Origin of the sequence: Stenotrophomonas maltophilia group sp. msm4, assembly GCF_032025605.1 — a bacterium.
Taxonomy (GTDB): domain Bacteria; phylum Pseudomonadota; class Gammaproteobacteria; order Xanthomonadales; family Xanthomonadaceae; genus Stenotrophomonas; species Stenotrophomonas sepilia.
Map to the genome: position 1 here is coordinate 499,580 of NZ_JAVSKK010000004.1, position 24,520 is coordinate 524,099.

Here is a 24,520-nt window from a genome sequence, read left to right on the forward strand (position 1 = left end):
GAGACGTTTCCATGAAGATCCGTTACGCCCTCGCCCTCGCAGCGCTGCTGCCGATCCTGGCCGCCTGCAAGGCCGACGACGGCAGCACCAACACCACCGCGGCCCCGGCCGAACCGGCAGCCACCCCGGCAGCCACCACCGAACCGGCTGCTGCGCCGGCAGCGGGCAGCGAAGGCGCCGCGCCGGCTGCCGCTGAAGGCGAGAAGGCCCCGGCCGAAGCGGCGCCGGCCGCCGCACCGGCCCCGACCACCGCCGCACTGACCGGCCCGGCTCCGGTGGAAGGTGCCGACTACCAGGTGATCCCGAACGGCCAGCCGTTCCAGCCGGCCGCCGGCAAGATCGAAGTGACCGAGATCTTCGGCTACGTCTGCCCGGCCTGCGCCGCGTTCCAGCCGCTGGTCGGCCCATGGAAGGCCGGCCTGCCCAGCGACGTGAACTTCGTCTACGTGCCGGCCATGTTCGGCGGCACCTGGGATGACTACGCCCGTGCCTTCTACGCCGCGCAGACCCTGGGCGTGCAGGAGAAGACCCACGAAGCGCTGTACGCCGCCATCCACTCGCAGAAGACCCTGAAGGGCGAGCGCGGCCGTGACTCGGTAGAAGACATCGCCAAGTTCTACGCCGCCTACGGCGTTGATCCGAAGCAGTTCGCGGCCACCATGGGCAGCTTCGCGGTGAATGCCAAGACCAACTCGGCCAAGCAGTTCGCCCAGCGCAGCCAGATCAGCGGCACCCCGTCGATCATCGTCAACGGCAAGTACCTGGTGAAGGGCAAGAGCTTCCCGGACATGCTGCGCATCGCCGACCACCTGATCGCCCGCGAACGCGGTGCGGCCCAGGCTCACTGATCCAAGAGAAGCATTTCCCGGCCGTGAATTCACCCCGTACACGGACCCTGCGCTTGCTGACGGCCAACATCCAGGCCGGCTCAAGTACCCGCCGTTACAGCGACTATGTGACCCGCAGCTGGTCACATGCGTTGCCGGCGGGTCGCAAGCGCAGCAGCCTGGACGCGATCGCCACCCTGGCGCGCGAACATGACATCGTCGGCCTGCAGGAGGCCGACCCGGGCAGCCTGCGCTCGGGCTTCACCAACCAGACCCATTACCTGGCCCAGCGCGCCGGCTTCAACTACTGGAGCCACCAGCCGAACCGGCGCATGGGCGGGGTCGCGTCCAGCGCCAATGGCCTGCTGAGCAAGCTCGAACCGGTGGAAGTGCAGGACCACGCCCTGCCCGGCCGCATCGGCGGGCGCGGCGTGCTGCTGGCCAAGTTCGGCGACGGTACCGACGGCCTGGCGGTGGCGGTGGCGCATCTGTCATTGGGCGCGGGATCGCGGATGTCGCAGCTGGGCTTCATCGCCGAGCTGCTGTCCGACCACCCCAACGCGGTGCTGATGGGCGACTTCAACTGCCTGGCAGAACGCCCGGAAATGCAGGTGCTGTACCAGAAGACCCGGCTGCAGCCGCCCGGCTGCATCGTGCCGACCTTCCCCAGCTGGCGCCCCGACCGCGCCATCGACCACATCCTGGTCAGCAGTGGCCTGCAGACCCGCACCGTGGAAGCCATACCGGCCGCGTTTTCCGATCACCTCGCCCTGGCGATGCAGATCGACGTCCCGGCCGACGCCCTGCGCTGAACGCTCCCGGTAGGTGCCAACCTTGGTTGGCACGCCGCTCTGGTGGGTGCGGACCGTAGGTCCGCACGCTCTCCGGCGCTACCCTGCCTGCACCACCGGCACCTTCAATCGCCGCGCCGTCATCGTGCTGCCCACCGAGGCCAGCACCGTGCAACCGATCGCCAGCCACTGCAATCCATGCAGGTGCTCGTGCAGCAGCAGCATCGCCCACAGCGCGGCCACCGCCGGCTCCATGCTGATCAGGATGCCGAAGGTTTCCTTTGGCAGGCGCTTGAGCGCCATCATCTCCAGCGACATCGGGATCGCACTGGACACCAGCGCCACCAGCAGGCCGGCCGCCAGGATCTTCGGATCGAGCAGCGCGGCACCGGCATGCGCCACGCCCACCGGCACCACCACCAGCGAAGCCGCCAGCAGCCCCAGCGACACCGAATGCCCAGCGTGCAGGTGGCCGGCACGCTTGCCGAACACGATGTACAGGCCCCAGCACGCCGCTGCGCCCATCGCATACAGCACGCCTGCCGGATCCAGTGCCGGCCCGCCGCCGATCGGCAGCAGCAGCAACAGCCCCACCGCCGCGCACCCCACCCAGACGAAATCGATGGGGCGTCGTGATGACAGCATCGCTACCGTCAGCGGCCCGGTAAATTCGATGGCCACCGCAATGCCGAAGGGAATCGTGCGCAGGGCCATGTAGAACAGCAGGTTCATCAGGCCCAGGGTGAGCCCGTAGCGCAGGAGGGTGATGGCATCCACGCGGCGGGTCTTCCAGCGCCAAGGCCGCCAGAACAGCAGCAGCAACAGCGCCGAGAAGCCCACGCGCAGCGCACTGGTGTCCTGTGCGCCGATCAGCGGGAACAGGTGTTTGGCGTAGGAGGTGCCGATGGCCAACGAGGTGACCGAGCCGAGCACCGCCAGCGCCGGCAACATCGGCGCAAGTCGTGAGGTCTGCATGGGCAAAGTCTATTGCGCCGGCGCCGAGCACTTGGCTCAATTGACAGCCTGTTCGTGCAACTTCTGCTCGCCATGGCCACCGCCCCCGTGCTCGACAGCTTCGACCGCGCCATCCTCGACCTGCTGCAGCGGGACAACACCCTGCCGCAGCGCGAGATCGCCGAGGCCGTGCACCTGTCCACCCCGGCCGTGCAGCGACGCATCAAGCGGCTGCAGGACAGCGGCGTGATCGCGGCCAATGTGGCGGTGATCGATGCCGCAAAGATCGGCCGGCCGCTGACCATCATCGTCGAGGTGCGCGTGGTCAGCGAGCTGCGTGAACGCGTGGCGCCGTTCAAGCGCCGCGTGCAGGACGACCCGGCCGTGCAGCAGTGCTACTCGATCACCGGCGATGGCGATTTCCTGCTGCTGCTTTCGGCCGCGTCGATGGAGGAGTACGAAGCGATCACCGAGCGCCTGTTCGGTGGCGATGACAACATCGAGCGCTTCCGCACCTCGGTGGCACTGGGAACGTTGAAGCGCAGTTTCGAAGTGCCGCTGGCCCCGGTTCTGTAGCGCTGAGCCATGCTCGACTGCGCTTTGACCACAAAGTAACAGCCGCCGAGCATGGCTCGGCGCTACAGTCGGAGACCATGAACACACCGCCCTCCCCCGCCCGTCGCCTGCGCCGCTGGCTGCTGCGCGGCCTGTGGCTGGTCATCGCGATCGTTGCCGCGATGGCGCTGTGGAACAGCCCATGGGCTGCTGCACCGAAACTGCTGTGGACACTGTCGCGGATGCCTCCGGCCACCGAGCTTCCGGTGCCGGTGGAAGGCGTGCGGCCCCGCCAGATCGCCGATACCTTCGGCGCCCCACGCGGCCGTGACCGCTCCCACGCCGGCATCGACATCTTCGCCAGGCGCGGCACCCCGGTGCGCAGTGCCACCGCCGGCGTCGTCGTGGATGTCAGCGACCGCGGCCTCGGTGGCCGCCAGGTGTGGGTGATCGGGCCCGGGCGCGAGCGCTACTACTACGCCCATCTGGACGACTGGGCCGAGGGCCTGGCGCGCGGCCAGGTGGTCCAGGCCGGCGACCTTCTCGGCCACGTCGGCGACAGCGGCAACGCCAAGGGTACGCCGCCGCACCTGCACTGGGGCATCTACGGCGCCGACGGCGCCCGCGATCCACTGCCGCTGCTGCGCTGAACGCCGTGTGCTGCGTCGAGTCCTGCGCGAGCGCCTTCCGCGTTCATCATTTGTAAATAGGAATAGTTCGTATTACCATTTCTTTCGTTTCCGGTGGTGCCAGGACGGCCTGCCCGCCCGTTTCCCACCCGTAGCGCCTCGCCTTCTGGATGCTGGCCGAGCGCGCGTGCTCGTCCAGGACCCCCATGAACCGTTCCGCTTTCCGTATCCCGCAGCCGCAACGGCTGTCCGTTGCCGTGCTCGCTGCACTCTGCGCCGTGGCCCCGGCCGCCTTCGCCGACACCGCCGCCGACCCGACCACGCTCGACAAAGTGGTGGTCAAGGGCGAACGCGCCGAAGGCTATTCGGTGCGCCGCACCTCGGCCGGTACCCGCTTCGACCTGGCGCCGCGCGAGATCCCGCAGTCGCTCAGCATCATCAGCCACCAGCGCATCGAAGATCAGAACCTGGACGACATCATCGACGTGCTGGCCAACACCACCGGCGTCAGCAGCACCCAGTCCGACAGCGAGCGCACCGAGTTCTATTCGCGTGGCTTCTACATCGACAGCTACCAGTTCGATGGCCTGCCGACGCAGATGGTGCAGAACTGGAGCTACGGCGATTCCGGCCTGGACCTGGCGCTGTATGACCGCGTGGAAGTGGTGCGTGGCGCCACCGGCCTGCTGACCGGTGCCGGCAACCCGTCGGCGTCGGTGAACCTGGTGCGCAAGCACGCCGACAGCGCCGAACTGACCGGCAGCGTCTCGGTGAACGTCGGCAGCTGGGGCCGCACCCGCAGCACCGTGGACGTGACCACCCCGCTGAACAAGAGCGGTTCGGTGCGCGCCCGCGTGATCGGCAGCTACCTAGACACCGACGCGCAGATGGATCGCTACAACCAGCACAAGACGCTGGGCTACGCCGTCATCGACGCCGACCTGACCCCGGACACCCAGCTGAGCGTGGGCTACGACTACCAGCAGAAGCGCGCCAACGGCGCCACCTGGGGTGGTTTCCCGATGCTGTTCTCCGATGGAACCAGCACCGGCTACGACGAATCGTTCAATCCGAACCCGAGCTGGACCTACTGGGACACCACCAGCAAGCGCGCGTTCGCCACGTTGGAACACGCCTTCAACGATGACTGGAAAGTCCGCATCGGCGCCACCCACGACGAAACCAGGGCCGACGACAAGCTGTTCTACCCGGCCTACAACGACTGGGTCACCGGCGCTTCGTTCTTCGACAAGAACACCGGTGCCGGCATTTCGCCGTCGGCCGGCTTCTACAACACCGAACGCAAGGTCAATGCGGTGGACGGCTACTTCAGTGGCGCGTTCGAGCTGTTTGGCCTGAAGCACGAAGTGATGGGCGGCCTGAGCTACAACAAGCGCGAGTACGCCAACTACGGCGACTACCAGATCGGCGGCGCCGGCCTCGCCTGGGACCCCTTCTCCAGCTACCTGAACTGGAACGGCAACATCAGCGAACCGAACTGGAATCCGCTGGCCCTGGCCAGCGAAGGCACCATCACCCAGAAGGCCGCCTATGCTGCAGCACGCCTGTCGCTGGCTGATCCGCTGAAGTTGATCGTGGGCGCGCGCTACACCGACTGGAAGAGCGAAGGCGAAGGCGCCGACCGTTCGCACAAAGTCACCACCCCGTATGCGGGCCTGGTGTTCGACATCAACGACACCTACTCCACCTATGCCTCGTACACCGAGATCTTCCAGCCGCAGATGCTGAAGGACCGCAACGGCAGCTACCTGGACCCGGTGGACGGCAAGAGCTACGAAGTGGGCGTGAAGGGTGCCTGGTTCGACAACCGACTGAATGCCTCGGTGGCGGTGTTCCGCATCGAGCAGGACAACGTCGGCCAGTCCACCGGCGAGCCGGTCATCGGCGGCACCGGCGGCGAAACGGCCTACGTGGCCGCGCGTGGCACCGTCAGCCGTGGCTTCGAGTTCGAACTGAACGGCGAACTGGCACCCGGCTGGAACGCGACCTTCGGTGCTTCGCGCTACGTGGCCAAGGACATCAACGGCGCCGACATCAACACCAATCTGCCGCAGACCGCGCTGAAACTGTTCACCAGCTACACCCCGCAGTCGCTGCAGGCACTGACCGTCGGCGGCGGCGCCAACTGGCAGAACCGCATCTACTACGCGGTGCCGGCTTACGGCCGCATCGAACAGAGCGGCTACGCCCTGGTCAGCGCCTTCGTGCGTTACCGCCTGTCGCCGGAATGGAGCGTGCAGGCCAACCTGAACAATCTGCTGGACAAGAAGTACTTCTCGCAGATCAACGGCTACGGTGCGTACGGCGATGGCCGCAATGGCTCGCTGACGTTCACCTGGGCGTTCTGATCAGACGCGGGGTACGACCGCCCCGCACCTGTAGAGCCGAGCCCATGCTCGGCTCAGAGAATCAGCCGAGTGCGGGCTCGGCGCTACATCCGCAAGGCAGCGCCGGAACTGACCGGCGCTGCCCCTCTCACATCAGAACCGCAGGTCCGCGCGCAGGTACCAGTAACGGCCACGCGGGATGTCGTAGGTCGAGGCGTCATACCCGTTCAACGAGCACGACAGGCAGATCGGCGGATCCTTGTCGAACACATTGTTCAGGCCCGCGGTCAGCTGCAGCCCCTTCATCCAGTCGATCTTGTAGCCCACCTGCATGTCGTGGAAGGTGGTGGCCGAGAGCGTGTTGGTGCCGTCGGCCTGGTTGCTGCACACCGGGAATGCCACGGCATCGCCGCAGTTCTCGGTCAGCTCGGAGATGTGCCGCACCGTCCAGTTCGCACTCCAGCGGTCCATCGTCCAGGCGATGCTGGCGTTGCTGGTCCACTCCGGAATGGAGCTGTCGGCCACTTCCACGCCCGGCTTCTGCGGCTGCTTCTGCCCGGCCGCGCCGGTGGCTTCGTAACGACCGACGAACGTGTTCTTCCACGCCAGCTTGAACTGGCCGAAGGAGGTCTGCGGCAACGTCCAGAACAGGTCCACGTCCCAGCCGTCGGTCTTGATCGAGCCCAGATTGGTCAGGCGGTTGTTGAAGCTGCTGACCGCACCGGTGCTGGCGCGGGTGATGCCATCGCAGTACAGCGGGTCGAGCGTGTCCACGCACAGGTCCAGCTGGGTCTGCGCGTTGATGGCCTGGATCGCACCATCGATGGCGTGGCGGTAGAAGGTCACCTCCACATCGAAGCGCTCCGACCACGACGCGTTGTTGCCGAACCACGGGCTCCACACGAAGCCGGTGCTGAAGCTGCGCGAGCGCTCCGGTTCCAGATCACGATTGCCGCCGGTGGTCACCGAGATCTGCGAGTTGGCCTGCTGGAAGCCGGCCGGCACGCCCAGCGCGGCACAATTGGCGGCACTGCCACGTGGCGGCGTACCGCCCAGGCCCACCGAGCACGGATCGAACAGCTGCAGGTCGGCACGTGCGGCCGAGCCGTACAGTTCGCCGATGGACGGTGCGCGGAAACCCTCGGCGTACGTGGTGCGCAGCACGAAGTCATCGGTCACCTGCCAGCGCAGGCCGTACTTGGGCGTGAACTCGCCACCGAAAGTGGAGTAGTCCGAATAGCGGCCGGCCAGGCTCAGGTCCAGCTTCTTGCCGAACGAGGAGTCGGCGAAGATCGGCACGCTCAACTCCAGGTAGGCCTCGTTGACGTCGTAGGAACCGGAGGTCGGCTGCGACGGCACGCCGTTGTAGTGGCCGATCACCGTCAGCGGATCCGGCTGGTACCAGCCCTCGTACTTGCGGTACTCGAAACCGGTGGCGAAGGACACCGGGCCGGCCGGCAGCGAGAACAGCTCGCTGGACAGGTTGGCGGTGAACAGGCTCAGCTCGTTCTGGCTGCGGTCGCGCACCACCGGCTGGATCCACTTCAGCATGTCCGGGGTGATCGAACCGACGCCACCGAAGATGTTCAACGGCACGCAGCCCGGGGTAGCCGCGCACACCGCCGGGTCACCCAGCGCCATGTTGACGTTGTAGATGTTGTAGCTGCCGTAGTTGGTCTGTTCGGCCTTGTTCTTGCTGTACATGCCGTTGACGTCCCAATACCAGCTACGGTCGGCCGCCTGGAAGTTGCCGACCAGGCCGGTGGCCACGTAGGTCGTGTTGACCTCCTGCTTGAACACGCGCGCACCGCCTTCCACCGGGCGACGGCCGATCAGGCTCATGTTGCCCGAGGACACCAGGTCGAAGCCGAACGGGTTGTACGGGTTCAGGCGCGAGACCACGATGTTGTCGGCCAACGGATTGCCGGTGGCGCCATCGGGACCAAAGAACAGCGGCTCGGGGCCGGCCTGGTTGGTCGACTCGCGGCGGTTGCCCAGTGCCTTGATGTACCACTGCACGTTGTCAGTGATGTCGAAGCGGAACTGGCCGAACAGGCCCTTGCGCTCGGACGGCGTGAGCACCATGTTGTATTCGGCGAAGTTGAAGCGGTCGGCGCTGGTGAAGCAGTGGTAGTCATCGCTGCGGTTGCAGCCGGCGCTGCCGTCGTAACGCGGGTTGGGCACGCCGCTGTTGGGCACGATGTCCTGCTCGGCACCGGTGTTGGGGTCGACGAAGGCGAAGCGGCCCTGTGGAATGCCGCCGCTGCCGAAGGCCAGGCCGGTGCCCGGAATCGGGAAACGTGACTGCTCGCGATCCTTGGCGAATACCGGGTCCTGCTTGGTCCAGCTGGCGCCCAGGAACAGGCTGAAGCGATCACCGCTCTTGCCCCACGCCAGATCCACGCCCTTCTGGGTGCCGTCACCCTTGCTGTACTCACCATAGTTCAGCGTCACCTGCCCGCCATCGAAGTCGCGGCGGGTGATGATGTTGACCACGCCGGCGATGGCATCGGAGCCGTACAGCGACGACGCGCCGTCTTCCAGCACCTCGATGCGTTCGACGATGGCCAGCGGAATGGTGTTGAGGTCGGTGGCCGCACCGACGCCCGATGCGGACGACTCATTGACCCAGCGGATGCCGTCAACCAGCACCAGCACGCGCTTGGCACCCAGGTGGCGCAGATCGACCTGCGCCGAGCCGGCACCCACGCCACTGCCATCGGGCGGGAAACCGAAGTTGCCGGACGAGTTGAACTTGGCGTTGAGCGCAGAGCCGGATCCGGTGAGCTGCTGCAGCACTTCGCCGATCGAGGTCAGGCCGGTGCGTTCGATGTCGCCACGGGTCAGGGTCTGGATCGGCACCTGGCCTTCGACTTCAGCGCGCTTGATGCGGGTACCGGTGACTTCCACCGCGTCGAGGTTGGTGGTGGATTGTGCAGCGGCACCCAACGGGGCCAGGGCCATCACGCACAGCGTGACGGCAACCGCCAACGGGCGGTGGTGCAGGTGATTCATTCGCTCTCTCTCCAAAGGAATGTCGGGACATGGACTGCCGTGCTCCCCCTGCATGGCGGCAGCGTCTCCTTTGTAAACAAGCGGTAAAAATCACGGCGTGACGATCGACACTCTTTCACGCGGAATTGACGCAATTGCATGACATTTGCGTCAGATGAGTGCCGTTTAGAACCGGACGATAATGTTCCGCCGCTTCGCTTTTGATGCTGGCCGCGACAGCGCGCGCCGGAAACTGCCGCGCGCATGAAAGTGCCTTTGCCGAACCATTTCAGGAATAGTCTGAAATTCCTTCATTCAGAAGGCCCGCTTGATCGACCCGGTGCAGACTCGCACCTCCAGCCATTCGCGGGAGGATCGATCATGAAAGCACTAACTGCCGTGCCGAGCGTCATGATGGTGATCACGCTGCTTCTTCCTCTGGCAGGCGAATCGAGGGCAGGCGGCGTGATCGAGTGCAACAACTGCCTCTCTCCCAGCGATGCGGCCTCGGCCTCAGGAGAGGGGTTGACGGTTGTGGTGGATTTCGAGAGAGCCGAGTTGACCGCTTTCGACGTTGAACATGACCCTGAGACCAGAAGGTGGCGAGCACATCCGACCCCGGTTCCGGCGCAGATTGAAATGGCTTTTCTGCGGATCCTGGATGCGACGCTGTCAGCAGGGCAAGCGCCGCTCATGCTGCAATCACCGCATGAGCGGCAGTGAGACAACGCTCTATCGCACGAAGGCAATCCGCTCCATGCCGGTCGCCTCGGCCGCAGCCAATATCCGCGCCATGCCTTCGTACTCGGCCGCCGGATCGGTGGCGATGCGCAGCTCCGGCAGATTGCCGGCATGTTTGCCCACCTGTGCCTGCAGGCGCGCCTGCAGCTCACTGATCGCCATCGGCTGGCCATTCCAGCTGAGCTGGTTGCCAGCGTCCAGGCGCAGCTCGATCGGCGGGGGCGGTTCGGGACGGTCGACCACCCGATCGGTGGCCTGCGGCAACTGCACGGCAATCGGCCGGGCCACGATCGGCGCGGTCACAATGAAGATGATCAACAGCACCAGCATCACATCCACCAGTGGCGTGACATTGATGTCCGCCAGCGGGCCGCTTCCTCCTGCGCTACTGAACGCCATGTGCCGCTCCCTGCAGCCGGGCCGTTCGCCCAGGGCCGACGTTACGACGCCTGCGACCCCGTGCGGCAGGGGCCTGCGCGGATTCATTCAGCTGTCGTTGCCGACGCCGGGCGTGCACGCAATGCGAAACTGAATTCAGCCATCGCCCGCTATGCTGGTCGCCATGACCCGACGCACTTCGACCGCCCTGTCCCTGCTGCCCTTGGCCACCACGCTGCTGATCGGCTGCGCCAATGCCCAGTCCCTCGATGCCCAGAACGCGCAGCTGAAAGCCGCGATCGCAGCCGCCGAACGCGGCCAGTACGATCCTGGCCAGGCCGCTGCGCTCAGCCGCCATCCGGCCTATGGCTGGCTGGAGTACGCCAACCTGCGGCGCAACATCGACACCGTCGATACCGCGCAGGCGCAGGCCTTCCTCAAGCGCTATGACGGCCAGGCCGTGGCCAGCACCTTCCGCAGCGTGTGGCTGCCCTCGCTCGCACGCCGCCAGGACTGGCCGACCCTGCTGGCCAACTGGGCGCCCACCGACAACCCCGGCCTGCGCTGTGCGCAGCTGACCGCGCGCCAGGTGACGGGCAGGGTCGATCCGCAGTGGATCAGTGAAGCGCAGGATCTGTGGCGCAAGAACGGCAAGTCGCTGCCGGACGGCTGTGATGCCGTTTTTGCCGTGCTGCAGGCACAGGGTGGCCTGAGCGACGCCCTGCGCTGGGAACGCATCGATGCCGCCGCCGATGCCCAGCAACCGGCGGTGATGCGCAGCGCCGCACGCGGCCTGCCCGCCCCCGACCTGGCGCTGGCGAACAATTACGCAGCCTTTGTCGACAAGCCCAATGCCAGCGCGTTGAACTGGCCGCGCAACGAGCGCAGCCGGCGCATCGCCACCGATGGCCTGGCCAAGCTGGCCAAGGCCGACCCCGGCGCCACCGAGCAGCAGCTGCCGCAGTACGCCCAGGCGCTCGGCCTGAGTGCCGACCAGCAGGGCCAGGTGCTGTACCAGATCGCGCTGTGGACGGTGGCCTCCTACCTGCCCGATTCGGCACGCCGCCTCAACGCGGTACCCGAATCGGCCTACGACGAGCGCCTGCACGAATGGCGCGTGCGCGAAGCGATGTCGCGCGGCGACTGGCCGGCAGCGCTGGCCGCGATCCGCAAGATGGGCAGCAAGCAGCGCAGCGACCCGCGCTGGCGCTACTTTGAAGGCCGCATGCTGGAAAAAACCGGCCAGGCCCAGCAGGCGCAGCCGCTGTTCCGCGAAGCCGCACGCGCACCGACCTTCCACGGTTTCCTGGCCGCCGACAAGCTGCAGCAGGGCTACACCCTGTGCCCGTGGAAGCCGAACGACAGCGCGCAGGCACAGGCAGCGGTCGCGCGCGACCCGGCCATCCAGCGCGCGATGGCGCTGTACCAGATCGACCGCGCCGGTTGGGCCGTGGCCGAATGGAACAGCGCGCTGTCGCGCTTCGACGACACCCAGCGCCGCCTCGCCGTGCGCGTGGCGCAGGACAACGGCTGGTTCGACCGCGCCGTGTTCGCGCTCGGCAAGCAGCCGCAGGAACAGCGCCTGTACGACCTGCGCTTCCCGCTGCATCACGACGCCACCATCCGCCGCGAATCGGCACGCAACGCGATCGACCCGGCCTGGGTGGCCGCGGAGATCCGCGCCGAGAGTACCTTCACTCCGCGTGCGCGCTCGCCTGCCAATGCCATGGGCCTGATGCAGGTGCTGCCGGCCACCGGTGCCAGCGTGGCCAAGTCGATCGGCCTGACCGGCTACGGCGGCGCCGACAGCCTGTACGACCCGGACACCAACATTGCCATCGGCACCGCCTACCTGCGCCAGCTGATGAACAAGTACGACGGTCTGCCGTACGTGACCATCGCCGCCTACAACGCCGGCCCGACCCCGACCGCACGCTGGCAGGGCCAGCGCCCGGGCTTCGATCCGGACCTGTGGATCGAGACCATCAGCTACAAGGAAACCCGCGAGTACGTTGCCCGCGTTCTGGCCTTCAGCGTGATCTACGACTGGCGCCTCAATGGTGATGCCCTGCCGCTGAGCGACCGCCTGATGGGGCGCCTGGTGGACAAGCGCAAGAAATTCAGCTGCGCGGCCGACGCCGAGCAGGGTGGCGATTGACCGCAACACGGTACTGCCGGCTGCTGGCCGGCATTCCCCGGTATCCATTCCGTGGGGAGGGAAACGATGAGCCTGCTGGCCTGGCTCGGGCTGGCCGCTGCATCGGTAGTGCCGGCCGCTGGCCGGGCGCGGGGGGGGGGGGGGGGGGGGGGGGGGCCCGGCCCCCCCCCCCCCCCCCGCGGGGGGGGGGGGGGGGCCGGCGCCCCCCCCCCCCCCCCCCCCCCCCACTACCCGTTGCACCCAGGGTCAGAGCCCGCCCCTTACGCCTTGGCGTACTTGCCGGTGCGGTAGATCAGCCAGCCGACCAGGAACAGCACGGCCAGGCCGATCCACTGTGCGCCCGGCAGGTGGAACGGCACCGCCAGCACGTCGGCACGGCTGCTGATCACGATCGGAATCGCGATGGCGATGCCCATCAGTGCCTCACCGGTGATCAGGCCGGCGGCAAACAGCACGCCCGGCTTGTGCACGCGGTCGCGGCCTTCTTCGTCATCGGCGCGCACCTTGTGGAAGCGCTCGACCAGATGGGCGATCAGGCCGCCGAGGAAGATCGGCACCATCAGTTCCAGCGGCAGGTAGATGCCGATGGCGGCGGCCAGCACCGGCACGCGGAAGCGCGCGTTGCGTGACTTCAGCCAGCTGTCGAAGGCGATGATGGCAGCACCGACCACAGCACCGATGCCGATGAAGGTCCACGGCAGTTCACCACCGAACAGGCCCTTGGCCACCGAGGCCATCAGGTTGGCCTGCGGCGCAGCCAGCGCGTTCGGGTGCAGCTCGGACTTCACGCCGATGCCGTAGGCAGTGGCCAGCAGGTTCAGTACCGGAGCCATGATCAGCGCGCACGAGAACGCACCGATGCCCAGCATCAGCTGCTGCTTCCACGGGGTGGCACCGACGATGTAACCGGCCTTGAGGTCCTGCAGGTTGTCACCACCGACCGCAGCGGCGCAGCACACCACCGCGCCGATCATGATCGCGGCCACCGCACCCAGCGGTGCACCGCCGGCACCGACCGGCTTGAGGCCGTCAGCGCCCAGCAGCACGACCAGCACGGCCGAGGCGAACAGGATGGTCGAGATGGTGATGCCCGAGACCGGGTTGTTGGACGAACCGATCAGGCCGGCCAGGTAGGCCGAGACCGAAACAAACAGGAAGCCGGCGACGATCATGATGAGGGTCATCGGGATCGACACGTGCCACTGGCCGACGATGGCCTGATACAGGGCCAGCAGCGGCAGCACGAACGCCACCAGGGCGACCAGCATCCACTTCATCGGCAGGTCGCGCTCAGTGTGCGCCAGCACCGGGCCGCCACTCTTGCGGGCCGCGGCGAAGCCGCTCTTGACGCCGTTGAGCAGCGACTTGCGCAGCGAGATCAGGGTCCAGATGCCACCGATCAGCATCGCACCAACGCCCAGGTAGCGCATCTTCGCGCCCCAGATGGCGAACGCGGCCTCGGTGGAGGAAGCCGCGGCAACCGACGCGGCCAATGCCGGATCGGTGTTCATGAAGAACGCCTGGTAGATCGGAATGGCGATGTGCCAGGTCAGGATCGAGCCGGACACCACCACGATGCCGACGTTGAGGCCGACGATGTACCCCACGCCCAGCAGTGCAGGCGACAGGTTGGTGCCGATGAAGGCGGTGACCTTGGAGCTGCCGACATAGGCCGAGGTGGCCCAGGCGTCCGGAATCAGGCGCATGCCGCTTTCCGCGGCCAGCTTGACGAAGGCGCCGATCACCGCCGACAGGCCCAGGATCTTCAGGCCCGGACCCGGGTTCTCACCGGCCTTGAGCACTTCCGCCGCCGCCTTGCCTTCCGGGAACGGCAGCGGGTCTTCAACGATCATCGAACGGCGCAGCGGCACCGAGAACAGCACGCCCAGCAGGCCGCCCAGGCCGGCGATGCCCAGCACCCACCAGTACTTGAAGTCCGGCCAGTAGCCCATGATCACCAGCGCCGGGATGGTGAAGATCACACCGGCGGCGATCGATGAACCGGCCGAGGCACCGGTCTGCACGATGTTGTTTTCAAGGATGGAGCCACCGCCCAGCAGGCGCAGCACGCCCATGGAAATCACCGCGGCGGGAATGGCGGTGGCGATGGTCAGGCCTGCGAACAGGCCGAGGTAGGCGTTGGCGGCCGACAGCACCACCGCCAGCACGATGGCCAGGGCCACTGCGCGGAAGGTGAGCTGCTTGGGCGCAGCGTCGTGGTTCATGGAAGCCCCTGCTGGCAAAAAATCCCTGTCACGCTAGCGTTCAGGGCAGATCAAGTCCAGCGTGCCAAAGGATGGGGGCGTGCGCTGCAGCGCAACGGGCCAACACGTGGCCCGGCAATCGACCGACCCGGCAAAGTCCGGATGGGCGCGCCGCAAATGATATGTTATATCTTAATGCTACCTTGTTCTTACTGCATCGCATGCCCCCTTCCCCCTCCCCTCGCCTGGCCTCCATCGACCAGCTGCGCGGCACCGTGATGCTGCTGATGCTGCTGGACCACGTGCGCGAGACCTTCTTCCTGCAGCACCAGGTGAGCGACCCGATGGATGCAGCGACAGTCTCTCCTGCGCTGTTCGCCTGCCGCCTGCTGGCCCACCTGTGCGCACCCGTGTTCGTCCTCTTGACCGGCCTGTCGGCCTGGCTGTACGGCCAGCGCCAGGCGGATCCGCGCCGGGCCACGGCCGCGTTCCTGCTCAAGCGCGGCCTGTTCCTGGTGGTACTGGAGCTGACCCTGGTGAACTTCGCCTGGACCTTCCAGCTGCCGCCGGACACGCTGTACCTGCAGGTGATCTGGGCCATCGGGCTGAGCATGATCGCGCTGGCCGGCCTGCTGTGGCTGCCACGCCCGGCGCTGCTGATGCTGGCAATCGCGGTGGTGGCCGCGCACAACCTGTTCGACGGCATGCGGGTGCAAGGCGATGGCCTGCTGGCGGTGCTGTGGAAAGTGCTGCATCAGCGCGGCTGGATCGAGGCTGGCGCGCTGCGCCTGCGTACCTCCTATCCGGTGCTGCCGTGGATCGGGGTGATCGCACTGGGTTATCTGATGGGGCCCTGGTTCGCCCGCGAGCGCGCGCCGGAGCAGCGCCAGCGCTGGCTGCTGTGGACAGGCTTCGGCGCGCTGGCCCTGTTCGCATTGCTGCGGTTCGCCAACCAGTATGGGGATGCTCCCTGGTCGTACCAGACCACTACGCTGCGCACGTGGTTGAGCATCTTCAATGTCACCAAATACCCGCCGTCCTTGCAGTTCCTGCTGCTGACCCTGGGGGTGGGAATGTTGCTGCTGCGGCTGTACGAATGGCCGCCGCTGGCGCGGGCACTACAGCCGCTGGCCGATATCGGCGCTGCGCCGATGTTCTTCTACCTGCTGCACCTGTACGTACTGAAGGGGCTGTACCTGGCCGCGTTGGCGGCCTGGGGGCCGACCCATGGCGAGCTGTATGCCCTGGATTCGGTCAGCGGCCTGCTGCTGGTGGCCTGTGCGCTGGCGGTGGTGCTGTACCCGCCGACGCGGGCCTTCGCGCGGTTCAAAGCGCGAAGGCGCGATCTGCCTTGGTTGCGATACCTGTGATCGCCCAGGCCAGTCCGGCAATCCACGCATGGCGTGGATCTACTGAAAGCGGATCAGGTCACAGGCCTATAATTCCGCGATGAATTCCACCGCTATCGCTTCCGACGACTTCCTGGGCCACCCCAAGGGCGTCTACGTCTGCTTCTTCACCGAAATGTGGGAGCGCTTCTCCTTCTACGGCATGAAGGCGCTGCTGCTGCTGTACCTGACCAAGTACCACCTGTTCGGCGACAAGGCCGGCCTGGACCTGCTCGGTGCCTACGGTGGCCTGGTGTACTGCATCCCGGTGTTCGGCGGCATGCTGGCCGACCGCTGGCTGGGCATGCGGCGGGCGGTGCTGTTCGGCGGCATCCTGCTGGTGCTCGGCCACCTCGGCATGGCCTTCGAGGGCCGCGCCGCTTACCGGGTAAACGGCGAAGTGGTGCGCGACACCTCGGCACTGGCGGTGACCTACCTGTCGCTGGCGCTGATCATCATGGGCGTCGGTTTCCTCAAGCCGAACATTTCGACCATCGTCGGCAAGCTGTACGCCAAGGACGATCCGCGTCGCGACTCGGGCTTCTCGCTGTTCTACGCCGGCATCAACCTCGGCGCGCTGTTCTCTTCGCTGGTGTGTGGCTTCCTCGGTGAGGCCTATGGCTGGAAGTATGGTTTCGGTGCTGCCGGCATCGGCATGCTGGCCGGCCTGGCGATGTTCCTGTGGGGCCAGAAGTACCTGCAGGGCCATGCCGAACCGCCGCAACCGGCCGCGCTGAAGCAGAAGGTGCTGGGACTGCCGCGCGAATGGCTCATCTATCTGTGCGCGGTGCTGGGTGTGCTGCCGGTGGCGTGGCTGATGTGGGCTGCCGGCAACGGCGCGTTCGCGCTGGGCGGTGAAATCAGCCTGGCGCTGATGCTGATGCTGGTGGTGCTGGGCGGCGTGCTGGTCTGGTTCGCCTGGTTCACCGGCAGCAAGTGCACGCCGGTGCAGCGCCAGCAGATGATCGCGCTGATGGTACTGATCTTCCTGGCGCTGGTGTTCTTCACCATGTACGAGCAGTCCTACGGCTCGTGGGTGACCTTCACCGACCGCCTGTTGACCAAGGACATCGTGCCCTCGCTGGTGATCACCGGCGGCACGCCGCTGCCGTGGTCGATCCTCTCGCTGCTGCTGGCACCGCTGGGCTTCGTGATCAGCGCGCGGCTGTCCGAGCGCCGCCCGGGCTCGTCTGCACCGCGCACGTTCTTCGCCGCCATCGTCGTGCTGATGCTGGTGCTGCTGGTGCGCGACTGCCTGGTGATCCCGCAGACCGCCGGCTCGCTCACCTATCTCGGCGGCCTGTTCCTGGTGCTGCTGGCGCCCGTCTTCGCCGCGCTGTGGACGTGGATGGACCGCCGCGGCTGGGAGCCGGGCAAGCCGGTGAAGTCGGCCTGGGGCCTGGTGATCGGCGCACTGTCGTTCTTGCCGCTGGCACTGGCGGCGCAGCAGGTGGGCGCCACCGGCGAGATGGCCAGCGTGTGGTGGCTGGTGCTGGCCTACTTCCTGCTCGCCAGCGGCGAGATGTGCCTGTCGCCGGTCGGCCTGTCGGCAGTGACCCAGCTGGCCGTGCCGCGGGTGATGAGCCTGATGATGGGCACCTGGTTCCTCGCCACCGCATTCTCGGAGACGCTGGCCGCGCTGTTCGGCAAACTGGCCGCGATCGAGGTGCCGGAAGGCGAATCGCTGGACATGGTGGCCGCAGCCGGCGCCTACGCGCACCTGTTCTGGCTGCTGATGTGGATCGGCCTGGGTTGCGCACTGGCGGCCTTCATCGCCGCACCGCTGCTGAAGAAGATGATGCACGGGGTGAAGTAAACCCCGCGCTTGCGGAAAACCAGGGCGGCGGAACGTTCATCCGCCGCCCTGTCAGCTCAGGGCGCCTTGTCCTTGCCGGTCGCAGGCGCGGCCGTCGCGGTCTTGCCACCCAGGCTGCGCGCCAGGAAGGCCAGCAACTTGTCGTAGTACTCGCTGCGATGGGCCTCGGTGTAGAAGCCGTGGCCTTCGGTCTTGTAGTACAGGCTTTCCACCGGCGTGCCGGCGCGCTTGAGCGCCGCTTCCATGCGTTCGGTGTGCTGGATCGGCGCGCGCTTGTCCTCGCCACCGGCGGCCAGGAACACCGGCACCTTGATCCGTTCGGCCAGGTTCACCGGCGACACCGCACCCAGCTTGGCCGGATCCCCCAGCCATTCGCGCAGATAGGTCACGCCTGAACCCCGGTCCTGGATGTCGCCGCGGGTGTACATCATCGGCAGGTCGTAGACCCCGACATAGCCCGCCGCGCACTGATACAACCCGGGTTCGCGGGCGGCACCCATCATCGCCGAGTAGGCCCCGTAGCTGGCGCCGTAGATACAGATGCGACGGCCGTCGGCGATGCCTTCGCTGATTGCCCAGCGGGTGGCATCAGTGACATCGTCCTGCATTGCCGCGCCCCACTGCTGCGCACCGGCCTGGGTGTGGGCCCGGCCGTAGTTGCCCGAACCACGGAAGTTGACCTGCAGCACGGCATAACCGGCCGCGGCCAGCATCTGCGTTTCGCGGTCGTACTGGCCGGAATCGAAGATGTCGAACGGGCCGCCATGCGGCATCACCACCATCGGCAGGTTGCGCCCGTCGCTGCCGGCCGGCAGGGTCAGGAAGCCATGCAGCGGCAGGCCATCGCGGGCCTTCAGTGCAATCGGCTTCACGCTGGCACTACGGTCAACGTCGATCCAGTCGCTGCGGCTGATCAGGTGATCAGCCTTGCGCGCCACCGTGTCGTACACGTAGAAATCGCCCGGGTTCGAGCCCGACCAGGTTTCCACCAGCACGACACGGCCATCGCGGGTGCTGGAGGTGATGTAGACGGGCCCTCCGAAGGCGGCTTCCAGGCTGCGGTACAGGCGCGCCTCCGGCGACTTCTCGTCGAAGAACCGGGTACGCGGCGTATCGCCCAGATACAGCGCGCCCACCGGCACGTGGGTGCCGGGCCGATGGATGATGCGATACGGATTGACCACCTCGTCGCGCAGCAGCGTGGCACGCTCGCCGGTCTGCGGGTTCCAGCTGACGATCGCATCCGGGCCCTGGGCCTGCTCGACGTTGAGGTAGGCCAGGCTGTCATCGGCCGAGAAGCCGAGGGCGGTTTCGATGCGCTTGCTGACCGCCTCGTCGTTGATCAGCTTCCAGGTGTCGCCGCTGCGTTCGCGGAAATACAGCTTGTTGATGTTGTCGCTGCCCGAGCCGTGCACGAAGCGGACCTCGCCGGCGCCATCGGTGGTGAATTCGCCGCGCCGTACCGGCGAAGATGCCACCCGCGCACGGCGGCCGGTGGTCACATCCATGCGATCGACGCGGGTGAACGGATCCTCGGCCAGCGGCCATACGGTCACCAGCACGTTGCGCTCGTCGCCCGGCAGGTCGTCGGCCAGGAAGGCGGCCACTGCTTCGACTTTCTTCGGCTGGATGCGGGTCCCCGGGCCCTTGCTTTCGACGCGATAGCCGACCAGCAGCTCGCCACGGTTGCCGTTGGCGTCGACGGCATAGAGTTCGCCGGTGGGATTGGGTTGGTCGAGCGAGCCCCACTTCTGGGCCAGGCCGATCAACAGGCGTTCGTTGCTGACCCAGTCGAATTCCTGCGCGTGGTTGCGGCTGGGTGGCCAGAAACTGCCGACCAGCTGCTTGTCCTTCAACCGCAGGATCGCGATCGCGGTGCTGTCCTCCTTCGGCACCGTTGCCGCTACGTACTCGCCCCCCGGCGAAATCTTGATGTCGGTGAAGGTCTCCCGGCGCAGGTACTGCGTCAGATCCACCGCCCCCGCGCTGCCTGCGGCAACGCCCCCGATGACGGCCAGTGCGACCGCCAGAATCGTCTTGTGCATCCTTCCCCTGCTCCTGTGGACACCTTGTCCTGGTGGCCGATTCTAGGCAGGGCCATGCCTTTCCCGCCAGAGCCGGAAAAGACGACGGCACCGTTGCCGGTGCCGTCGTTGCCACTACCTTGGAGAGAGAGTCAGGACGTGGGTTCGGGGGGCGTGCGCCGGGTCAGTGGACCCCGCGCACCGCCAACATGAGGGCCAGGATGCTGAGGATCACGGCGATGGTGCCGTCGAGCACGCGCCAGGTGCTGGGCTTGGTGAACAGCGGCGCCAGCAGGCGTGCGCCGAGGCCCTGCGCGGTCAGCCACAGGCAGCTGGCGGTGACCACGCCGGCGGCGAAGGCCATGCGGGCGTTACCGAAGTTCTCGGCGATCGAGCCGATCACCATCATGTCCAGCCAGAAGTGCGGATTGATCAGCGAGAAGCCGACCGCGGCCATCAGCACCGCGCGGCGGCTGCCGTCGTCGCTGTCAGCCTCGCCCATGCCACCGCCCCCCGCGATTGCACGGCGTGCCGACTTCATCGCATACCAGGCCAGGAAGGCGACGCCGGTCCACAGCACGGCGCTGGTCAGCCACGGCAGCGCCGAGGTGAGCGTGCGCAGGCCGGCCACGCTGGCGAAGATGAAGATGGCATCGATGGCCGCGCAGGTGGCGACCACCGGCACGATGTGCTTGCGCAGGATGCCCTGGCGCAGAATGAAGGCGCTCTGGGCGCCGACCACGGCGAACAGGCCGATGCCGGTGGCTGCACCAGAGAACCAGGCACCGAGGCCGGTGCTGGCGGAGATGACCGAGAACATGGGATTCACTGCCTTGTATTGCTTGGGGGGACGGTGCCTCGCGAAGGCGGACAGCACCGGAACGGGCGCTATTGTCGCGCCGCAACATGAAAAAGACGAGCTAAACTTCCTAAATCAACATTAGCGGAGCTTAATTCGATGCGTATCGATCATGCCCAGCTGCGCGCCCTGGCCGCGGTGATCCGCGAAGGCAGCTTCGACCGCGCCGCGCAGTCGCTGAATGTCACGCCCTCGGCCATCTCGCAGCGGGTCAAGGCACTGGAGGACCGGATCGGCCGCCTGCTGGTCAAGCGCGGCACGCCGGCCACCGCCACCGCCGAGGGGCAGCTGCTGGTGCAGCTGGCCGAGCAGACCGCCCTGCTCGAACACGATGCGCTGCACCGGATGGGCCTGGCCGATGAGGATCTGCCCCAGGCCAGCATCCCGGTGGCGGTGAACCACGACAGCCTGGAAACCTGGTTTCCGCAGGCGGCCCACCAGTTCGCGCAGAGCACCGGCACCACCTTGGACCTGCGTGTGGAAGACCAGGACCACACGGTGGAGCTGCTGCGCCAGGGCACGGTGCTGGGCGCGGTGACCACCCTGGACGAGCCGGTGCAGGGCTGCCAGATCCATGCGCTGGGCAGCATCCGCTATGCAGCGACCTGCACCCCCGAATTCCGCGAACGCCACTTCGCCAAGGGCGTGACCGCGCAGGCGCTGGCGCAGGCCCCGGTGCTGGTGTTCAACCGCAAGGACGAAATGCAGTCGCGCTTCGCCCGGCGCATGGCCGGCGACGACCTGCCCAGCACCGCACCGACCTGGTGGATTCCCTCCACCCGGGCCTTCGTGCAGGCCAACCTCGGCGGACTGGGCTGGACCATGAACCCGCTGCCGCTGGTCAAGCGCCACCTGGACGCAGGCCGCCTGGTCTACGTGCGCCAGCGCGCGTGGGAAGACGTGCCGCTGTACTGGCAACACTGGAAAGGCGACGTGCAGACCATGGCTCTTCTGACCCGCGCGGTGCTGGATGCGTCCTCGGCGCTGATCCGGCGCAAGCGCTGAGCTGCACAGCGACAAGGGCGTGGAGGGATCAAGTCGCTTCCGCCGTGCAGGCCGTATGGCCTGATACGACTTGATCCCCGGCGTCCCTTTTTTCGGCGCGTGACCGGGGTCCGTTCCGGGGCGCCCGGTTGTGCCAGCATCGCAGCACCCGACACGGAGCGCCGCGATGCAGACCGATCCGCTGTTCCTGCACATCCGGGTGGTGATGGGCATCATCCTCGGCCTGTCGATTACCACCGTGCTCAAGGGCCTGGCGCAGATCATCGAGCATCCGCAGCGCCGCGGCTGCTCGGCCCTGCACCTGGGCTGGGTGGCGTGGACGCTGATATCGCTGGTGACCTTCTGGTGGTGGGAGTTCCGCCTCATCGAGGTGCACCGCTGGACGTTTGAAACCTACCTGTTCGTGATCGTGTACTGCGCGACCTGGTTCCTGCTGTGCGCGCTGCTGTTTCCCGACGACCTGCGCGAATACGGCAGCTACGGGAACTATCTCATGCAGCGCCGGCGCTGGATCTTCAGCGTGATTGCTGCACTGACCCTGCTCGACCTGGTCGATACCGCCATCAAGGGCAGCAGCCGCTGGAAGCTGCTGGGAGCCGCGTACCCGTTGCATGCCGTGTTGATGCTGGCGGTGGCGGTGCTCGGCTGGCGACTGCGCAGCCAACGCACACAGCTGCGCCTGGTGCTGGCAACGCTGGCGTACCAGATCGGCTATTTCGCCGTGGAATACTTCACCGTCGGCAGTGACTGACCCGGCTGCCTGCACTCCCGGGAAACGCCTTCGACGCCCCGCGGCCGGGCGGCATCGGCATCCGCAGGGACGGCCGCGTCGCCGGGCATGGCCTGGCGCTATGGTAGAGGACCGCCGACCGGATGCTGCGTTGCATCAAAAACGGACCGGATCCGGTTAGAATCGCACCTGGATGCGGCAAGGCGTTGTTTCTTCACGCCCTTTCCCTGCCCCACGCGCATCCTGACCCCTTCCCCTCCGCCAACGATCCCGCCCCCATGAAGAAATTTGGCAAGGCTCTTCTCGCCCTGCTCGTGCTGCTGTTGCTGGCCGCCGCGCTGTTCCTGTACTGGCCGCTGACCCAGCGCTCGGTGCCCGCCGCCAGCAACGACAAGCCCGTCGATGTGGTGCTGGTCGGCGCCGGCATCATGAGCATTACCCTGGCCACCTACCTGCAGGAACTGCAGCCGGACTGGAACATCCAGGTCTACGAACGCCTCGACGGCGTCGCCGGTGAAAGCTCCGACGGCTGGAACAACGCCGGCACCGGCCATTCGGCGTTCGCCGAACTGAACTACACCCCGGAACTGCCCGATGGCAGCATCGAGACCAAGCGCGCGGTCGGCATCGCCGAATCGTTCGAGGTCTCGCGCCAGTTCTGGTCGCACCAGGTGAAGGAAGGCCGGCTGAGCCAGCCCAGCGACTTCATCAACCCGACGCCGCACATGAGCTTCGTCTGGGGCGATGACAACATCGCCTACCTGCACAAGCGCCAGCAGGCGCTGGTGAAGAACCCGCTGTTCTACGGCATGCAGTACTCGGAAGATCCGGCACAGATCAAGCAGTGGGCGCCGCTGCTGATGGAAGGCCGCGACCCGAAGCAGAAGGTGGCGGCGACCTGGATGCCGCTCGGTACCGACGTCAACTTCGGTGTGATCACCCGCCAGCTGACCGCCGGCCTGCAGCGCAGCCCGAACTTCAGCCTGCACCTGAACCATGAAGTGACCGCGCTGCGACAGAACGCCGACAAGAGCTGGAACGTCACGGTGAAGGATCTCAAGGCTGGCACCGAAACCACCACCCACACCCGCTTCGTGTTCATCGGTGCCGGCGGCGCCGCGCTGAAGCTGCTGCAGATGTCCGGCATTCCGGAGTCGAAGGACTATGCCGGCTTCCCGGTCGGTGGCCAGTTCCTCGCCTTCCAGGGCCAGGACGTGACCTCGCGCCATGGCGTGAAAGCCTACGGCATGGCCGAGACCGGTTCGCCGCCGATGTCGGTGCCGCACCTGGATGCGCGCAAGCTGGACGGCAAACCGGTGGTCCTGTTCGGGCCGTTTGCGCTGTACAGCACCAAGTTCCTCAAGCACGGCTCGTGGTGGGACCTGTATTCCTCGGTGACCCACAACAACGTTGGCCCGATGCTGGAAGTGGGCAAGGACAACCTGGACCTGGTGCAGTACCTGATGGGCCAGGCGCGCCTGAACGATGCCGACCGCCAGGCCGAACTGGTCAAGTACTTCCCCAATGCCAAGCCGGGTGACTGGAAGCTGGTCACCGCCGGCCAGCGCGTGCAGATCATCAAGCGCGATCCGCTGAAGGGCCCGGTGCTGCAGTTCGGTACCGAGATCGTGACCGACAAGGACCACACCATCGCCGCACTGCTCGGCGCGTCGCCGGGCGCGTCGACCTCGCCGCCGATCATGCTGGACCTGATGGCCAAGGCCTTCCCGGACCAGATGAAGGCCGGTTGGGAAACCCGCCTGCGCGAGATCGTGCCGTCGTATGGGCGCAAGCTCAACGACAGCCCGGCGCTGGTGAACGAGATCCGTACGCTGACCAGCCAGACCCTGCACCTGCCGTACCTGGAGGTGCCGGTGGATGCGAACGCGGCGGTGCCGGCTCCGGCCGCTGCGGCTCCGGCTCCGGCGAAGGAAAAGCGCAATGCCAATGAGGAACTGCAGGCGCTGTAAGCCCGCGCGTTCCTTCGATGCAGACGGACGGCCACCTTCGGGTGGCCGTTCTCGTCTGGGCGGGCCACCGCCTGTAGAGCCGAGCCTGCGCTCGGCTGCTCTTCGCGGCTGCCAACAGCCGAGCATGGGCTCGGCTCAACAGGAAGCCT

General features: G+C 66.8%; 18 protein-coding genes. 12 read left to right on the top strand and 6 right to left on the bottom strand.

The window, feature by feature from the left end; all coding sequences use genetic code 11:
- Positions 1-11 precede the first annotated feature (11 nt).
- Entirely contained in the window at positions 12-848 is an 837-nt protein-coding gene (locus ROV93_RS20520; protein WP_072167155.1) for a thiol:disulfide interchange protein DsbA/DsbL, read from the top strand.
- 23 nt (positions 849-871) lie between these two features.
- Positions 872-1,639, top strand: a complete 768-nt coding sequence (locus tag ROV93_RS20525) for an endonuclease/exonuclease/phosphatase family protein (protein ID WP_061479609.1) — start codon at positions 872-874, stop codon at positions 1,637-1,639.
- 78 nt (positions 1,640-1,717) lie between these two features.
- Here the strand turns inward: ROV93_RS20525 and ROV93_RS20530 are convergent, their stop codons facing one another.
- Entirely contained in the window at positions 1,718-2,593 is an 876-nt protein-coding gene (locus ROV93_RS20530) for an EamA family transporter (RefSeq protein WP_312541149.1), read from the bottom strand.
- A gap of 72 nt (positions 2,594-2,665) precedes the next feature.
- Between ROV93_RS20530 and ROV93_RS20535 the strand changes: the two genes are divergently transcribed.
- The 3 genes from ROV93_RS20535 (at position 2,666) to fhuE (ending at position 6,125) form a co-directional block, all read left to right on the top strand.
- On the top strand, positions 2,666-3,148 hold the full coding sequence (locus tag ROV93_RS20535) for an Lrp/AsnC family transcriptional regulator (RefSeq protein ID WP_061479611.1): 483 nt from the start codon (positions 2,666-2,668) through the stop codon (positions 3,146-3,148).
- A 77-nt stretch (positions 3,149-3,225) separates the two neighbouring features.
- Positions 3,226-3,777: a M23 family metallopeptidase gene (locus ROV93_RS20540; RefSeq protein ID WP_072167157.1), complete on the top strand. Its 552-nt coding sequence runs from the start codon at positions 3,226-3,228 to the stop codon at positions 3,775-3,777.
- A 185-nt stretch (positions 3,778-3,962) separates the two neighbouring features.
- On the top strand, positions 3,963-6,125 hold the full coding sequence (gene fhuE, locus ROV93_RS20545) for a ferric-rhodotorulic acid/ferric-coprogen receptor FhuE (RefSeq protein WP_180890475.1): 2,163 nt from the start codon (positions 3,963-3,965) through the stop codon (positions 6,123-6,125).
- 132 nt (positions 6,126-6,257) lie between these two features.
- Here the strand turns inward: fhuE and ROV93_RS20550 are convergent, their stop codons facing one another.
- Positions 6,258-9,119: a TonB-dependent receptor gene (locus ROV93_RS20550; RefSeq protein WP_072167158.1), complete on the bottom strand. Its 2,862-nt coding sequence runs from the start codon at positions 9,117-9,119 to the stop codon at positions 6,258-6,260.
- A 360-nt stretch (positions 9,120-9,479) separates the two neighbouring features.
- Between ROV93_RS20550 and ROV93_RS20555 the strand changes: the two genes are divergently transcribed.
- Positions 9,480-9,821: a hypothetical protein gene (locus ROV93_RS20555; RefSeq protein ID WP_134970986.1), complete on the top strand. Its 342-nt coding sequence runs from the start codon at positions 9,480-9,482 to the stop codon at positions 9,819-9,821.
- A 9-nt stretch (positions 9,822-9,830) separates the two neighbouring features.
- Here the strand turns inward: ROV93_RS20555 and ROV93_RS20560 are convergent, their stop codons facing one another.
- Positions 9,831-10,238 (bottom strand): biopolymer transporter ExbD, encoded by a 408-nt coding sequence (locus ROV93_RS20560; protein WP_072167160.1) that lies wholly within the window; start codon positions 10,236-10,238, stop codon positions 9,831-9,833.
- A 151-nt stretch (positions 10,239-10,389) separates the two neighbouring features.
- On the opposite strand from ROV93_RS20560, the gene ROV93_RS20565 reads away from it, so the two are divergent.
- On the top strand, positions 10,390-12,375 hold the full coding sequence (locus ROV93_RS20565) for a transglycosylase SLT domain-containing protein (RefSeq protein ID WP_072167161.1): 1,986 nt from the start codon (positions 10,390-10,392) through the stop codon (positions 12,373-12,375).
- Positions 12,376-12,635: 260 nt separating this feature from the next.
- Here the strand turns inward: ROV93_RS20565 and ROV93_RS20570 are convergent, their stop codons facing one another.
- Positions 12,636-14,600, bottom strand: a complete 1,965-nt coding sequence (locus tag ROV93_RS20570; protein WP_072168689.1) for an oligopeptide transporter, OPT family — start codon at positions 14,598-14,600, stop codon at positions 12,636-12,638.
- Positions 14,601-14,800: 200 nt separating this feature from the next.
- Here ROV93_RS20570 and ROV93_RS20575 point away from each other — a divergent pair, with 200 nt between their 5' ends.
- A complete protein-coding gene (locus ROV93_RS20575; RefSeq protein ID WP_072168688.1) occupies positions 14,801-15,949 on the top strand; it encodes a DUF1624 domain-containing protein in 1,149 nt (382 codons plus the stop codon).
- Positions 15,950-16,028: 79 nt separating this feature from the next.
- Positions 16,029-17,783, top strand: a complete 1,755-nt coding sequence (locus tag ROV93_RS20580) for an oligopeptide:H+ symporter (RefSeq protein ID WP_180890469.1) — start codon at positions 16,029-16,031, stop codon at positions 17,781-17,783.
- Between the two features lie 56 nt (positions 17,784-17,839).
- On the opposite strand, the gene ROV93_RS20585 is transcribed toward ROV93_RS20580, so the two are convergent.
- Both ROV93_RS20585 and ROV93_RS20590 read right to left on the bottom strand, forming a co-directional pair.
- A complete protein-coding gene (locus ROV93_RS20585) occupies positions 17,840-19,828 on the bottom strand; it encodes a prolyl oligopeptidase family serine peptidase (protein ID WP_072168686.1) in 1,989 nt (662 codons plus the stop codon).
- A 163-nt stretch (positions 19,829-19,991) separates the two neighbouring features.
- A complete protein-coding gene (locus ROV93_RS20590; protein ID WP_072168685.1) occupies positions 19,992-20,627 on the bottom strand; it encodes a LysE family transporter in 636 nt (211 codons plus the stop codon).
- A 138-nt stretch (positions 20,628-20,765) separates the two neighbouring features.
- Between ROV93_RS20590 and ROV93_RS20595 the strand changes: the two genes are divergently transcribed.
- The 3 genes from ROV93_RS20595 (at position 20,766) to mqo (ending at position 24,371) form a co-directional block, all read left to right on the top strand.
- Complete coding sequence (locus tag ROV93_RS20595) at positions 20,766-21,671, top strand: LysR family transcriptional regulator ArgP (protein WP_072168684.1); 906 nt, start codon at positions 20,766-20,768, stop codon at positions 21,669-21,671.
- Between the two features lie 166 nt (positions 21,672-21,837).
- A complete protein-coding gene (locus ROV93_RS20600; RefSeq protein WP_072168683.1) occupies positions 21,838-22,422 on the top strand; it encodes a hypothetical protein in 585 nt (194 codons plus the stop codon).
- Between the two features lie 257 nt (positions 22,423-22,679).
- Positions 22,680-24,371: a malate dehydrogenase (quinone) gene (mqo, locus tag ROV93_RS20605; protein WP_072168682.1), complete on the top strand. Its 1,692-nt coding sequence runs from the start codon at positions 22,680-22,682 to the stop codon at positions 24,369-24,371.
- The last annotated feature ends 149 nt before the right edge of the window (positions 24,372-24,520 follow it).